The following is a 15,562-nucleotide window of genomic DNA, read 5'->3' on the forward strand; positions in this document are numbered from 1 at the left end:
TTATTTCCGCTCATAAACAACAAAACGTGTCGGATGACTATCTTTATCCCCTTTTGGAATATCTTGTGTTTGCACAATAGTCCACTTTTCTTTATCAAAAATAGGAAAAAAACAATCACCATCTATAGAAGCTAAAACTTCTGTAAGGAATATTTTATCAGCAAGACTAAGCCCTTGTTGAAAAATTTCACCCCCACCAATAATAAAAATTTCCTCTACATTCTTTTGAGAAACAAAACTTGTTGCAAGAGAACAAGCTTGTGATAAAGAATGTGCAACAACAGCCCCTTCAGCGCTAAAGGTACCATCGCGCGTAATGACGATATTTGTGCGCCCTGGTAAAGGTCTTCCGATAGAGTCCCAAGTTTTTCGCCCCATTATAATAGGCTTACCCAACGTCAACGCCTTAAAGCGTTGCAAATCTGTTGATAAATGCCACGGCATTGCACCTTCACGACCGATAACACCATTTTCTGCAACAGCAGCAATTAAACAAATGGAAATCCTCATATTGCTACCGGCGCTTTAATATGGGGGTGAGCATCATAATTAAGCAATTCAAAATCCTCAAATTTAAAAGAAAAAAGATCTGTTACCGTTGGATTTATACGCATATAGGGCAAAGCATTTGGTATACGAGACAATTGATATTTTGCCTGTTCAAAATGATTAGAATAAAGATGCGCGTCCCCCAGCGTATGAATAAAATCACCAACTTTAAGGCCACTAACTTGTGCAATCATCATCGTTAACAATGCATAGGATGCAATATTAAATGGAACCCCTAAGAAAATATCCGCCGAACGCTGGTAAAGTTGACAGGATAATTTACCCTCAGCAATGTAAAATTGAAAAAAACAATGACACGGTGGCAGAGCCATCTCTTCTATCAATGCAGGATTCCATGCCGATACAATGAGACGACGAGAATGAGGCATCTCCTTAATCATCCTCAACAGATTACTGATTTGATCAATATGGCGTCCATCAGGAGCAGGCCAAGAGCGCCACTGATACCCATAAACAGGACCAAGATCACCCTTTTCATCAGCCCATTCATCCCAAATAGACACACCATGCTCTTTCAACCATGCGATATTTGTATCGCCTTTAAGAAACCACAAAAGCTCATAAATAATTGAACGTAAATGTAATTTCTTTGTTGTTAACAATGGAAATCCTGCTTGTAAATCAAAGCGCATCTGATAGCCAAAAATAGATCGCGTCCCCACCCCCGTTCGATCTGTGCGATCAATACCCTGATTTAAAACATGAGATAAAAGAGCAAGATATGATTTCATAGAGCTATTATGTCCGATTCTTTTCATTATAGAAAACAAAAACTATAAAATCCGTATAAACACAATTCAAATCTTTTTCCGAAAACATCTTACACAAGAAATTATCATGATCTGATTAAAATTTTGATGCAAAAGATAAAATACTATAGACAGCTTCTAAGAAAATAACATAGAGGGATAATGAACAAAGATGGATGAACGTAAAATGAAGGGATTGACTATGGAAAAACAAGAATCTTTAGCACCACATGATACAAGAAAACGTGTTCTTTCAATCATATCGAGTGCATCAGGGAATCTGGTGGAATGGTATGATTTTTATGTTTATTCTTTTACATCTATTTATTTTGCCTCACAGTTTTTTCCCTCCAATGGAGATGTTGTTACCGAACTTTTAAAATCTTCCTTCGTCTTTTTTATAGGCTTCCTCATGCGTCCAATTGGCGGTTGGCTCTTTGGATTTATTGCGGATCGTTATGGACGTAAACGCTCTTTGCTGATTTCTGTTTTTATGATGTGTGGTGGTTCATTTCTCATCGCTCTTCTTCCTACATATGAAACAATTGGAGCAGTAGCACCAATTCTTCTTATTTTACTCCGCATGCTTCAAGGGCTCTCAGTCGGCGGTGAATACGGAACAACAGCGACTTATATGAGTGAAGTTGCTCTTAAAAAACGTCGTGGTTTCTTTAGCTCGTTTCAATACGCCACGCTCATTGGAGGTCAACTCCTTGCAAGTTTGGTTATGTTTATTCTTGCCCTCTATCTCACAGAAGATCAGTTAAAAGCATGGGGCTGGCGTATTCCTTTTGCGATTGGTGGATTTGGCGCAATTGTTGCAATTTATCTGCGTCGTTCACTTCACGAAACAACCACTAAAGAAAGCCGCTCTAAAAAACAAGCTGGCAGTCTTAAAGAACTTCTACGCAATCACACAAAAGCGTTCCTTTTAGTTATCGGTTTTACAGCAGGAGGATCGCTGACATTTTATACCTGTACGACTTATATGCAAAAATATCTGATAACAACAACCGGATTTGATAAGCATACTGCGACAACAATAATGACTGCCGCACTATTTGTTTTTATGCTACTCCAACCGTTCTTTGGTTCTCTCGCAGATAAAATTGGCACAAAAGCTTCACTGCTTATTTGGAGTTCCTTATCTATCATCTTTACAATTCCTGCACTTAAAATTATTGGAAACACTAATGATATGTGGGTTGCTCTCTCTATTATTATTGGTATGCTTTGTATTATGAGCTTTTATACGTCCGTCTCTGGTATCGTAAAAGCAGAAATGTTTCCTGCTTCAATCCGAGCAATGGGAGTTGGTCTCTCTTATGCTATTGCTAATGCGCTATTTGGTGGTTCTGCTGAAGCTGTGGCGCTTGAATTTAAAAAAATCGGTTATGAATCTATATTCCACTTTTACATAGCCGGCATGATGATCATTGCCTTCATCGCAATTCTCTTAATGCCAGATGCTCGTAAAAAAGGGTATTTACAAGGAGATGATATCGATTAACTTTTGATCGTAACAAAAAAGCCCAGTATTCTGGGCTTTTTTTATATCTGCTCTACGGAAATTTAAAACTTACAATTTTTTATTTTTATCCCTCTAAACACGCTAAAGAAGAAATTTTCTCTCCTCCCGCATGGGTCATTTATAAAAAATCTATGACTCCACACTGTTATGAAGAGATACTTTTGGGGCTAAATTTCGTTTACTGAAGACAAAAAACATTTGATTTATTTTAATACTTCTATTCTTCATCAAAGTCGAAGCTAAACGATTACCCTCCAAGAGGTTTTATCAATAATATTATCAATAATAAATGACACATTGTCTCATGCTTTTGTTTAATACATTCTTTTATGGTCGCCTACATGCAAAACAAAGCTCCCATGAAAAATAGAAAATACCCGTTATGTTATGAACTTTCGCACTTTTTAAAGACACGTTTCTCAAATATACTCAAGTCCATTTCACGACACAACATCAAATCTATAAGCCCAAAACAGCATTAATCACTCTAGAAAAAATCTTACAGTGAGACCACTAAAATTTAAGTTGCAATATCATTCTTTTACCATTGTAAACTTTTAACCTCTCCATTAGCCTCTATAAAAGAATATAATTATGAAATAAAAGTAATAATTATAAACAGTATAAATTAAATTATAACTCATAATATAATTTAACTTTATTTTATTTGAGTTATTTATATTAATATAAATATTGTTTATTATTTTTAAGCTGCAAAGAAAAACTCTTAAAAAAATAAAAATACAACAAATGATCTTAAAGTGTTTTCCTAAGAAATTATCATGATACAATTAAGTTTTTATGATACAGATCATCAACAACTTTGACGAGTATAAAAATTATTAATGTAAAAGGGGAAAACATCATGAATCACCAAATAACTTTAGATCCACATGATACAAGAAAACGTATTTTTGCTATCATATCCAGTGCCTCAGGAAATCTGGTAGAATGGTACGACTTTTATGCTTACTCCTTTGCATCGGTTTATTTTGCATCACAATTTTTTCCTAAAGATAATGATAACGTTACACAGCTATTAAAAACTGCAGGAATATTTTTTATTGGCTTTCTTATGCGTCCTATTGGAGCATGGCTCTTTGGTTTCATTGCCGACCGTTATGGACGCAAACGCTCCATGCTGATTTCTGTTTTTATGATGTGTGGGGGATCTTTTCTCATTGCTATACTTCCCACTTACGAAACCTTGGGAATAACAGCAGCATTCCTGCTGCTTTTAATCCGCATGTTTCAAGGGCTCTCCGTTGGTGGTGAATACGGTACGGCAGCAACTTATATGAGCGAAGTGGCGCCCAAAAACAGACGAGGACTCTTTGCTTCTTTTCAATATGCAACAACGATATCAGGTCAACTTCTCGCGAGTTTTATAATATTTATCTTAGCCATTTACCTTACTGAAGATCAGTTAAAAGCGTGGGGATGGCGTATTCCTTTTGTCATTGGTGGCTTTGGAGCAATCGTTTCAATTTATCTGCGTAGCTTGCTTCATGAAACAACGACCCTCAAAAGCCGCTCTGAACAACATGCTGGTAGTCTTAAAGAACTTTTTCGCAATCATAAAAAAGCGTTCTTTTTGGTTGTTGGTTTTACAGCAGGCGGATCGCTCACATTTTACACGTACACCACTTATATGCAAAAATATCTCATTACAACCACCGGATTTGATAAACAAACCGCTACAACGATAATGACTGCTGCACTGTTTATTTTTGTCTTACTTCAACCGCTCTTTGGTGCGCTTGCTGATAAAATTGGAGCAAGAGCTTCGCTTATCAGTTGGGCAGGCTTATCTATTATCTGCACAATTCCTGTTCTTAAAATGATCGGGAATGCCCATAATGCATGGAGTGCACTATTAATCATTATTGGAATGCTCTGTATTATGAGTTTTTATACATCCATCGCTGGTATCATAAAAGCAGAATTGTTCCCTGCTTCAATCCGAGCAATCGGAGTCGGATTTGCCTTTGCCATTGGAAATGCACTGTTTGGTGGCTCTGCGGAATATGTAGCGCTTGGATTAAAAAATATGGGATACGAATCTGTTTTCTTTTTTTACATAATTGGTATGATGATTATTGCACTTATCTCAATTCTTTTAATGCCAGATATAGACAAGGGGGGATATCTGAAAGATGATGAGATCCATTAAATTTTTACACACAATAAAAAGCCCAAGAAATTGGGCTTTTTATGAATGTGATAAAATCTTAAAAAACAAACATAAAACAATTCATTTTCGACCGTTTACCATACAAGAAAAACCCTTATGCTTCTTGCACAAGGTGGGGAATCTATAAATCTATATTATTGAAATTTTTCAAAGATCTTTAATCACGAAGCGACAAAGTCATAAAAAGTTACACAACTTTTTTTGCACTTTTCAAATATCCTATAGGAAATTCTTAAACCAGTTATTTAAGCACTCTTTTTACCAACATTTCATCCCGTTTAAATCTCCTGTTCAATGCCCCCTTCCCTTACATACGCTGTGAAGCACTTTATCCTACAACGGCAATAATACCCTCAAAAGGCTCAAGCCTGTATACAAACAGACTCTCTTAAAGAGCTTTCATAAAAAATTACTATGATATAATTAAATTTTAGTGATACAAATTATAAAACAAACTTAATAATAAAAAAATAAATTATAAATCTAAAAGGGGAACATTTCATGAAAAATGGAACAACTTCAGCATCACAGGATGCAAGAAAACGTATTTTTGCTATTATAGCAAGCGCATCAGGAAATCTCGTAGAATGGTATGATTTTTACGTTTATTCATTTGCATCAATTTATTTTGCCTCACAATTTTTTCCTTCAGATGGTGATACGATTACGCCCCTATTGAAAACTGCAGGTGTCTTTTTTATTGGCTTTCTTATGCGCCCTATTGGAGCTTGGTTTTTGGGATTTATCGCTGATCGTTATGGACGTAAATTCTCGATGCTTGTCTCCATTTTTATGATGTGTGGAGGTTCTTTTTTCATTGCCATCCTTCCCACCTATAAAACCTTGGGAATAACATCAGCAATCCTTTTACTTTTAGCTCGGATGATGCAAGGACTTTCAGCAGGTGGCGAATATGGTACAGCCGCCACTTATATAAGCGAAGTTTCCCTCAAAAAACATCGTGGGCTTTTTGCTTCTTTCCAATCTGGCACCCTTATTACAGGTCAACTTCTCGCTAGTTTTACTATATTTATTTTAGCAATTTATCTCACTGAAGATCAGTTAAAAGCATGGGGATGGCGTATTCCTTTTGTGATTGGTGGATGTGGAGCAATCGTTGCGATTTATCTGCGCCGTTCACTCCATGAAACAACCACAAAAGAAAGTCGCTCTCAAAAACACTCTGGGAGTCTTAAGGAACTTCTCACCAAACATACAAAAGCCGTTGTCGTCATTGCCTGCTTTGCATCAGGAGGATCACTCACATTTTATACCTTTACAACTTATATGCAAAAATACCTGATCACCACCACCGGCTTTGATAAACATACCGCAACAACGATAATGACAGCTGTACTGTTTATTTTCATCCTGTTCCAACCCATAGCGGGAATCATCGCCGATAAAATTGGAACCAAAACTTTACTCATCATTTGGAGTATACTCTCTGTGCTCTTTACATTTCCTGGGCTATGGATCATCGGTAACACCCATAGTATATGGGTTGCCTTATCTGTTATTATTGGCTTGCTCTTCATTATGAGCATGTATACATCTATCTCTGGTGTCGTAAAATCAGCCATGTTTCCCTCTTCCATACGTGCATTAGGCGTTAGCATCTCTCATGCTATTGGCAATGCTTTATTTGGTGGTTCTGCTGAATACGTCGCGTTTGGATTAAAAAAGGTTGGATATGAATCACTCTTTTATTTTTACATAACCATCGTAATGATTATGGCTTTCATTGCGCTTCTCTTTGTCCCGAGTATGCGTAAAGGAGGATACCTCCAAGAGGATGAAAAACGTTAACACCTTCTATAAACGAAAAAGCCCAAAAAATTGGGCTTTTTTATCATTATCACAAATTTAATATTGTTTAAATTTTATCAAGTGCATTGAGTATCTTAGCGACTAAATAATAAAAAGTTACACGACTTTTTCTACGTTCTCCAGCCATCATCTGAGCAACTTTTGAAACAGCCATTTTAGCACTCTGCTCATCAGCTTCTAAAACATCTTGAACCCATTTTTCAACACGTTCTAATTCTTTTGGATCCGATGTTGCAACAAGCGCTGCATCCTGCTTTTTCATCACCAAAGCTAAACGCTGACTAAGTCGTTCGACTGCTGCTGCATCAGGGTTTGAATCATATACTTTAATATCTGCTAGATAATTTGTCATTTTACATCATCTCCTCTCCAAAAATGAGCGGCTATACTTTTATAGCTGCATCATATAGCTCCATAAATAATTAGAGGATTAAAAATATTAACAACCCCCCCTTTTCCTAAGGCTGTTCTTCATCTATATTTAGAGAGCTGGCTTTCCAGCTATGGTAATAAATGGACGGTGAAATAAACCTATTGGACCCGGGGGCGGTACCCGGCGCCTCCACCAAAATATAAACAACCAAAATTATATTTTGGTGGGGGCGAAATAGGATCGACAAGGGTGTAAAGATCGCTCTTTTACTCGGCATTGTACCACCGTTATCGGGCTAAATGAGTAGTTGCAAATGACAACTATGCGGAAGCACGTCTCGCCGCCTAAGGTGGTGTGAATGTTTCAAATTGACTCTTAAACCGTCGCAGGTTTAAGCGGGGTTGGAAGGCACCTGGCAACAGAAGCCTTCACTTTTTAAAATGTTATTGATTGATCTTTCAAACATTATCAGACATTATTTTTCTTATTTTTTTGATTCAATGAGGTACCTCGTAGACAAAATACTGCTAACTTTTAAATATATTCTATTACACAATATCAACACATCAATACGACCCATTCTGCTACGTGAAATAAAAGGAATAAACTTCGATGGTTAAAGATCAAATCCGTTACGATATTCTCGTTCAGGATGCGCTTCGTGGAGTTATCCGTAAAGTTTTATCGGAAGTTTCTAAAGCAGGACTTCCGGGAAATCATCATTTTTTTATAACTTTTTTTACAAATGCCCCAGGCGTTAAAATTTCTCCTCGGCTAAAAAATCGCTATCCTGAGCAAATGACGATTGTCTTGCAACATCAGTTTAGAGATCTCAGTGTTTCAGAAACAGCCTTCGAAGTAACCCTCTCTTTCAGGGAAATTACTGAAAAACTCGTAATTCCTTTTACTTCTATTCAAGTTTTTTACGATCCTGTAGCAACATTTGAAGCTGCATTTGATCTGCCTTCAAAACTTCCCTCTGTAGAAAGTGAAGATTCAGAAAATATCCCATCTACGCCCCTCGCTCCATCAAACAAACAAAAAAAGGACAATATGCTCACAAAAGAACAAAATCTCAGTACCAATAAAGAACTTTCAAATAACGATACAAAACAAAGTGCTGATGTTGTCTCTTTAGATTCTTTTCGGAAAAAATAAATTTTCTCATGACTGAACCGATAAATCTTCGCCAATTTCGAAAACAAAAAAAGCGTGCAGAAAAAGCTCTTCATGCTGCGGAAAATCGTTATCGTTTTGGACGGACAAAAACTGAAAAACTTTTCGAGCAACAAAAATCTTTCAAAACGCAAAAATTTCTTGATCAAAATCGTTTACGAAACGACGAGTAAAGGGGGAAAAATGAACGAAAGTAATTTTATTGATTGGTCAAAAGTCATTCCGCAAAAGATATCTGTTCGCGTTGATGGACATGCAACCAGCGTCTCTTTAGAACCGCCATTTTTAGATATTCTCAAAGATATAGCCCGCAAAAAAGGACAATCTTTAGCCTTTATTATCACTGATATTGATAGCCAAAGGCCACAACAAGTCAATCTTTCAGCTTCATTGCGCGTTTACGCCCTTCAAAGTATTCTTACTCAACGTCTTTAATACTTGCTTTTAACATCTCTCGTTCAATTTAAGACTGTTGTAGCTTTTAAAAGAAAAGTTTTTTAAACCTAGCACTTTAATGAAAAAAAGATTACAAAAAAGGTATAATGAATAATTTTTCCGATCACATACCTTTCTTTGAAGAAGATGCCCCCCTAACCCATGATGAGAAAAACTCTGGGATTTCTTCCCATGTTCTAAAGGAAAAAAAATCATATAACACAGACTATTTAGAACAGCTCAATCCAGAACAGCAACAAGCTGTTATGAATACTGAGGGGCCTCTTTTAGTCCTTGCAGGTGCTGGTACTGGAAAAACACGCGTTTTAACAACCCGTATTTCTCACATTCTGCGCTCTGGACTTGCCTCTCCTCAACAAATACTTGCTGTCACTTTCACCAACAAAGCAGCCCGTGAAATGAAAATACGTATTGGTGAACTCATTGGTGAAGTTGTTGAAGGGATGCCTTGGCTTGGAACTTTTCATTCTACTGGTGCTAAAATTTTACGCCGCCACGCAGAGCTTGTTGATTTAAAAAGAAACTTTACAATTCTCGATAGCGATGATGTTCTTCGGCTTTTAAAACAGCTTATTCAAGCTGAAGGATTAGACGACAAGCGCTGGCCCGCACGAAACCTTGCCATGATGATTGATTCTTGGAAAAATCAAGGGCTTTCACCAGAACATCTCTCAAAAAGTGATGCGCATTCCTTTGGCAATGGCATGGGACGCGATCTTTATCACAGTTATCAAAATCGATTAAAAGATCTTAATGCTTGTGATTTTGGCGATCTTCTGCTTCACTCTATCTCTATCTTCCAACACAATCCAGATATTCTTCGCGAATATCATTCTCAATTTCGCTATATTCTTGTCGATGAATATCAAGATACAAATACAGCACAATATCTTTGGCTCCGCCTTTTGGCGCAACATCCTCAAGGTCATCATGTTAATCTTTGTTGTGTTGGCGATGATGACCAATCCATTTATGGATGGCGTGGTGCAAAAGTCGAAAACATATTACGATTTGAAAAAGATTTTCCTTCTGCCCAAATTATTCGTCTAGAACGCAATTATCGCTCAACATCTCATATTCTTAAAGCCGCCTCGCATCTGATTGCTCATAATGAAGAAAGACTGGGCAAAGTTCTTTTTTCTGCTCAAATAAAGAGTGAGGAAGAAAAAGTAAAAATTCATTCAGCATGGGATTCTGCAGAAGAAGCGCGAGCCATCGGAGAAGAAATCGAACGCGCTAAACTAACCGGTCATGCCTTAAATCATATGGCTATTTTGGTACGCGCATCATTTCAAATGCGTGAATTTGAAGATCGCTTTGTAACGCTTGGTCTTAACTATCGCGTTATTGGTGGTCCGCGTTTTTATGAACGAATGGAAATACGTGATGCCATGGCTTATTTGCGCGTTGTTGTCCAACCGGCTGATGATTTAGCCTTTGAGCGTATTATCAATACCCCTAAACGCAGCATAGGCGATGCAACCTTGCGCATCCTTTATGAGAGTGCACGCGCACGTGCTGTTTCTCTTTTTTCTGCGGCCGCTGACATCATTGAAACAGACGAACTAAAACCTAAAGCACGCAGTGCTTTACGAAACCTTATTGAAAACTTCCGCCGCTGGCAAAATATGCTGCAAGACACCCCCCACAGAGAGCTTGCCGAGATCATTCTTGATGATTCTGGTTACACAACCATGTGGTTAGAAGACCGCTCACCAGAAGCGCCCACACGACTAGAGAACCTTAAAGAAATGATCCGTTCCATGGAACAATTTGAAAATCTTCAAAGCTTTTTAGAACATGTTGCACTGGTTATGGAAACAGAAAATAATGAAAACATGGATGCCGTCAACATCATGACACTTCATTCAGCCAAAGGACTTGAATTTGAAACCGTTTTTCTTCCAGGTTGGGAAGAAGGACTCTTTCCCCATCAGCGCTCATTAGATGAAGGTGGACGTTCAGGATTAGAAGAAGAACGGCGTCTTGCTTATGTGGGGCTTACAAGAGCAAAAAAATATCTGCATATATGGTTTGTATCCAACCGAAGAGTTCACGGACTTTGGCAATCAGCTCTTCCCTCCCGTTTTTTAGATGAACTACCAACAGAACATATAGAAGCCATAGCCATGGAAACATCTTATGGTGGTTATGGAAAACCCTCCTTTCAACATCACAATTGCTTCTATAATGACTATGCAACACCAAGACAAAAGCGTGTACAAAAAAACAAAAATATTGAAGGGAGCGTTATCGCTCAATCAATCCCTCACGCACCATCAGATTTTTCTATCAATGATCGCATTTTTCACATAAAATTTGGTTATGGTCGTATTACAGCGATAGATGATCATAAATTGACAATCATGTTTGAAAAAGCTGGAGAAAAGCGTGTTCTAGATAATTTTGTAGACAAAGCTTAACGAAAGAAAACCACAATCTATTTTTTCAAAAGACCTCTTTATTTTGAATGCCTTTGCCATTTGCGAACAAAAGCTTCAATGGAGAGGTTTTGCATATCAGGCAATGCGTTGTAAATTTTATCAAGTGGCCAATCCCACCAAGCCATATCTAAAAGATCTTCTATCACATGATCGGGAAAACGCATCCGCAATTGTTGAGCTGGAACCCCAGCAACAATCGTATAAGGCATAATATCTTTTGTTATAACAGCATTAGCTCCAATAATTGCACCATGTCCAACTGTTACCCCAGGCATAATAACCGCTCCATGCCCAATCCACACATCATGCCCAATGATAACACGTTTTGCATAACGCTTTTCGCGAAAAGAACAATCGAGTGTCCTATAACGAAAATATTCATTTGGACGATAGGTTATTTTATGCGTTGAAACGCGCTCCATGGGATGCTCCAACGCATTCATCCGTACATGAGATGCAATAGAACAAAAACGACCAATATCGCTATAAATAGCCTCACTGTTACGTTCTAAATAAGAAAAATCCCCAACAGTCACATCCCGCAAAATCACCCGCTCATTAATTTCCACATAGCGCCCTAATTTACAACCATGCAATCGTGCCGTTGTATGAATACGCGGTTTACTTTCATGGAATCGAAGATCATTCTCAATATTCATATTACCTTCCATCAATTGTTTCATCAAGAGATATGAAAAGACATACCAAGCAAACCCATAAAATCAACCGTGAAACAAACATTGCAAAACAAACCAACCAATGCTAGATTTTTTTGACACTTTTAAGAAAGACAAGCGATGAAAAATGTAATCCGCATCTTAGGACTAACAGTTATATTTCTTACGGGGATTTCTATTTATGATACATTGATCAATAAACCTTTAGGTGATGAGTTTACTCTCACCGATTCAAATGGACAAACTGTTACGCAAGCGGATGTTCGCAGTAAACCTTCAATTATTTTCTTCGGTTTTACGATGTGCCCTGAAATCTGTCCTACAACATTGATGAATCTTGATCGATGGTTAACAGCTCTTGGACCAAAGGCTGATAAATTAGGAATATGGTTTGTGACCGTTGATCCTGAACGAGATACACCGGAAGCTCTTCATGAATATCTCAGTAATTTTACCAATAAAATTATTGGCATTAGCGGAGAGCCTGAGAAAGTTCATAAAATGGTTAATTCATTTAATATTTTTGCTAAAAAAGTACCTGGAACAGATGGAAATTATACTTATGATCATACAGCAGCAATTTTTTTGCTTAAAAAAGGTGGCAAACTCGCTGGTATTATACCTTATGAACCCAAAGAAGATGATAATGAATTAAAAGACGAAATCGCCATTGAACGACTCAAAAAACTTGTCTCAAACTAAATAAAAAGCCAATTATAAAGAAAGAACAGGATGTCACAGCAAATTCGTCTGTATTATACTGCTTTTAAAAGTGAAGCAGAACGATTTTATACGCTTATAGAAGCAGCTTTTGACGAAGAAGGGTATCCTTTGGCTCTTACAGAGATAGATGAAAAAAATGCCATCTATGAGCTTTCACTCTATGTAGATCAAGACAATGAAGAGCGTGTTCTGCAACGTTTTGCACAGACCCTTTCTATAGATTCTGATAAAATTAATAGGGAAGTTTTACCTAATATTGATTGGGTGCAAAAAAGCCTAGAAGGACTACAACCTGTACATGCTGGCCCTTTTTTCCTTCATGGAAGCCATAACCGTAATGATATCCCACAAGGTGTTTTTCCCATTGAAATTGACGCAAATCAAGCTTTTGGCACTGGACATCATGGAACAACAGCCGGTTGTTTAGAAATGATTGCCAAAATCATGAAACACGAGAATCCACAAAATGCCCTTGATCTTGGAACTGGCAGTGGTGTCTTAGCCATTGGCATAGCAAAGCTCAAACCTATTGCTATACTTGCATCTGATATTGATCCCATTGCTATTAAAGTTGCACAACACAATATCGCACTCAATGGCGTAGAAAAATATATTAGGGCAATTACAGCAATAGGTTTTGCTCATGATGAAATTGCATCACGTGCGCCCTTTGATCTCATCATTGCCAATATCCTTGCCAATCCGCTTATTGAACTTGCTCCAGAAATGGTTCAAATCCTTCAAAAAGGTGGATCACTTGTACTTTCTGGAATCCTTGAAGAACAACATGATCTTGTATTGGAAGCTTATGTAAAACAGGGATTAAAACATCTTGAAACATACCACCGTCAAGGATGGGTTACGATACATCTTAAATAAATGAAAAGGACGTTGTTATGTATCAATCTTTTGAAGCAACAACAAATCCCCGCCATGCCCTCGGGCGTATTTCCTCTCTTCGTAAAGAACTCGATCGTCTTGGGCTCGATGGTTTTCTTGTTCCCCGGTGCGATGAACATCAAGGAGAATATGTTCCCCCCCATGCTCAACGCTTAAGCTGGCTCACTGGCTTTACGGGTTCAGCAGGGATCGCTCTCATTTTAAAAAATAAAGCTATTATCTTTACTGATGGACGCTATAAACTCCAAGTTCGCCAACAAACTAATCCTCATATTTTTGAATATGAAGATCTCGTAACGTGCCCCCCCTCACAATGGCTTGAAAAAAATGGAACACAACTTTCTATTGGCTTTGATCCATGGCTCCACACCATTGCCGCTACAGATACACTGAAAAAATCCTTAGAGATAAAAACAGGTGGAAAGCTTATAGCAGTCCAACAAAATCCTATTGATCTTATCTGGCATGATCAACCACCATCACCACAATCTGCCTTATCGATTCATCCTCTCCAATATGCAGGATGGGATAGCGATGAAAAGCTCTCCTTAGTTCGCAAAACCATACAACAAGCCAATGCAGATGCTTTTATTTTTACAGATCCCTCCTCTATTGCATGGATGTTCAATATACGTGGCAATGATGTTTCCAACACACCTTTTTCTCTTTGTTTTGCCCTAATACCTGTAAACGAAACACCAGCCTTATTCATTGATAGCAACAAGCTTGGTGAAGAACAAAAACAATATCTGGAACGTTATACAAAATTATATGAACCAGAACAGCTTATTGCAAAGATTCAAGATTATAGTCAAAAAGGCATGATTTTTGCTTTAGATCCACAGTTAACATGTGAAAAGTTACGCACTATCCTTGAAGAAAGTGGCAAATCTTTCATCACACTGACCGATCCTGCAGCTCTACCCCGAGCCATTAAAAATGCCACAGAACAAGAAGGAGCGCGGAAAGCACATCTGTGCGATGGTGTTGCTCTTACCCGTTTTTTTACTTGGTTAGACAAACAAACACCAAGCACAATAAATGAAATTTCTGCTGCTCAGAAATTAGAAGAATTTCGCATAAATACAGCAAAAGACATGGGAAAAAAACTTGAAGATCTCTCTTTTGATACAATCTCAGCAGCAGGTGCAAATGGAGCAATTATCCATTACCGTGTAACAAATGAAACCAATAAACAACTCAAGGTTGGTGAACTTTATCTTGTGGATTCAGGTGGACAATACAGGGATGGCACCACAGATGTCACACGCACAGTTGCAATTGGGGATATTGGAGAAGAAGAAAAACGCTGTTTTACTCTCGTCCTTAAAGGCATGATTGCTCTTTCAACAGCATGTTTTCCAAAAGGAACACGCGGACAAGACATTGATGTTCTAGCACGCATTGCCTTGTGGAAAGCCGGTTTTGATTATGCCCATGGTACGGGTCATGGCGTTGGTTCTTATCTCTCTGTTCATGAAGGACCACAAAATATTTCAAGCAAAGGATGCCAAGAATTGATTCCTGGAATGATTGTTTCTAATGAACCTGGATATTATCGTGAAGGTGCTTTTGGTATCCGTCTTGAAAATTTGCTTATTGTAAAGCCAGCACAAAAAATTGCTGGTGGAGAGAAAGAAATGCTCTCGTTTGAAACACTCACCCATTGCCCCATCGATCGAAAGCTCATTCTTCCAGAGCTTTTAACACAAGAAGAGCGACAATGGCTCAATAATTACCATGCACGTGTTTATCAAATGAATGAACCTTATTTAAATGAAGAAGAGAAAGAATGGGTAAAAGAGGCAACTATGCCTCTTTAAGTGAAGAAATACAATTTCTTTTACGCTTTCAACAAGAATGCTCTTGCTCTTTTTTCAAGCAAAAATGTAGACTAAACATAAGGAAATAATTAAAATGCCTCATTATTTTATCGTCT

14 protein-coding genes and 1 other RNA gene are annotated in these 15,562 nt (G+C 37.8%); 11 read left to right on the forward strand and 4 right to left on the reverse strand.

From position 1 onward, the window contains the following. Both FJG96_RS07725 and FJG96_RS07730 read right to left on the reverse strand, forming a co-directional pair. Complete coding sequence (locus FJG96_RS07725) at positions 1–510, reverse strand: dihydrofolate reductase (protein ID WP_139413438.1); 510 nt, start codon at positions 508–510, stop codon at positions 1–3. Further along, positions 507–1,301, reverse strand: a complete 795-nt coding sequence (locus FJG96_RS07730; RefSeq protein ID WP_139413439.1) for a thymidylate synthase — start codon at positions 1,299–1,301, stop codon at positions 507–509. The genes FJG96_RS07725 and FJG96_RS07730 overlap by 4 nt, the downstream gene beginning before the upstream one ends. A gap of 220 nt (positions 1,302–1,521) precedes the next feature. Between FJG96_RS07730 and FJG96_RS07735 the strand changes: the two genes are divergently transcribed. The 3 genes from FJG96_RS07735 to FJG96_RS07745 all read left to right on the forward strand — a co-directional run bounded on the left by FJG96_RS07735 (position 1,522) and on the right by FJG96_RS07745 (position 6,853). Then, entirely contained in the window at positions 1,522–2,829 is a 1,308-nt protein-coding gene (locus tag FJG96_RS07735) for an MFS family transporter (RefSeq protein ID WP_139413643.1), read from the forward strand. An 886-nt stretch (positions 2,830–3,715) separates the two neighbouring features. Further along, on the forward strand, positions 3,716–5,023 hold the full coding sequence (locus FJG96_RS07740; protein ID WP_139413440.1) for an MFS family transporter: 1,308 nt from the start codon (positions 3,716–3,718) through the stop codon (positions 5,021–5,023). Positions 5,024–5,545: 522 nt separating this feature from the next. Beyond that, entirely contained in the window at positions 5,546–6,853 is a 1,308-nt protein-coding gene (locus FJG96_RS07745; RefSeq protein ID WP_139413441.1) for an MFS transporter, read from the forward strand. A gap of 67 nt (positions 6,854–6,920) precedes the next feature. Here FJG96_RS07745 and FJG96_RS07750 read toward each other — a convergent pair whose 3' ends face one another. Then, on the reverse strand, positions 6,921–7,226 hold the full coding sequence (locus FJG96_RS07750) for a DUF2853 family protein (protein ID WP_139413442.1): 306 nt from the start codon (positions 7,224–7,226) through the stop codon (positions 6,921–6,923). 97 nt (positions 7,227–7,323) lie between these two features. Here FJG96_RS07750 and ssrA point away from each other — a divergent pair. The 5 genes from ssrA (at position 7,324) to FJG96_RS07775 (ending at position 11,302) form a co-directional block, all read left to right on the forward strand. Beyond that, positions 7,324–7,680, forward strand: a transfer-messenger RNA (tmRNA) gene (gene ssrA / locus FJG96_RS07755). Between the two features lie 179 nt (positions 7,681–7,859). Beyond that, a complete protein-coding gene (locus tag FJG96_RS07760; protein WP_139413443.1) occupies positions 7,860–8,405 on the forward strand; it encodes an SspB family protein in 546 nt (181 codons plus the stop codon). Positions 8,406–8,413: 8 nt separating this feature from the next. After that, on the forward strand, positions 8,414–8,596 hold the full coding sequence (locus tag FJG96_RS07765) for a DUF4169 family protein (RefSeq protein ID WP_120101773.1): 183 nt from the start codon (positions 8,414–8,416) through the stop codon (positions 8,594–8,596). A 10-nt stretch (positions 8,597–8,606) separates the two neighbouring features. Beyond that, positions 8,607–8,858: a ribbon-helix-helix domain-containing protein gene (locus FJG96_RS07770; RefSeq protein WP_139413444.1), complete on the forward strand. Its 252-nt coding sequence runs from the start codon at positions 8,607–8,609 to the stop codon at positions 8,856–8,858. 107 nt (positions 8,859–8,965) lie between these two features. Continuing rightward, complete coding sequence (locus tag FJG96_RS07775; protein ID WP_139413445.1) at positions 8,966–11,302, forward strand: ATP-dependent helicase; 2,337 nt, start codon at positions 8,966–8,968, stop codon at positions 11,300–11,302. 38 nt (positions 11,303–11,340) lie between these two features. Here FJG96_RS07775 and FJG96_RS07780 read toward each other — a convergent pair whose 3' ends face one another. Next, the gene (locus FJG96_RS07780; protein WP_139413446.1) at positions 11,341–11,982 is read right to left on the reverse strand and encodes a DapH/DapD/GlmU-related protein; all 642 of its coding nucleotides are present in this window, start codon (positions 11,980–11,982) and stop codon (positions 11,341–11,343) included. A gap of 138 nt (positions 11,983–12,120) precedes the next feature. Between FJG96_RS07780 and FJG96_RS07785 the strand changes: the two genes are divergently transcribed. From FJG96_RS07785 to FJG96_RS07795, 3 genes are read left to right on the forward strand one after another with little or no spacing between them, the layout of a single operon-like run. Further along, positions 12,121–12,702 carry an SCO family protein gene (locus FJG96_RS07785; protein ID WP_139413447.1) on the forward strand — a complete coding sequence of 194 codons (582 nt, stop codon included), beginning with the start codon at positions 12,121–12,123 and terminating at the stop codon, positions 12,700–12,702. 30 nt (positions 12,703–12,732) lie between these two features. Then, on the forward strand, positions 12,733–13,602 hold the full coding sequence (locus FJG96_RS07790; RefSeq protein WP_139413448.1) for a 50S ribosomal protein L11 methyltransferase: 870 nt from the start codon (positions 12,733–12,735) through the stop codon (positions 13,600–13,602). Between the two features lie 17 nt (positions 13,603–13,619). After that, positions 13,620–15,446 carry an aminopeptidase P family protein gene (locus FJG96_RS07795; protein WP_139413449.1) on the forward strand — a complete coding sequence of 609 codons (1,827 nt, stop codon included), beginning with the start codon at positions 13,620–13,622 and terminating at the stop codon, positions 15,444–15,446. Positions 15,447–15,562 lie beyond the last annotated feature (116 nt).

Origin of the sequence: Bartonella mastomydis, assembly GCF_900185775.1 — a bacterium.
Lineage (GTDB): Bacteria > Pseudomonadota > Alphaproteobacteria > Rhizobiales > Rhizobiaceae > Bartonella > Bartonella elizabethae.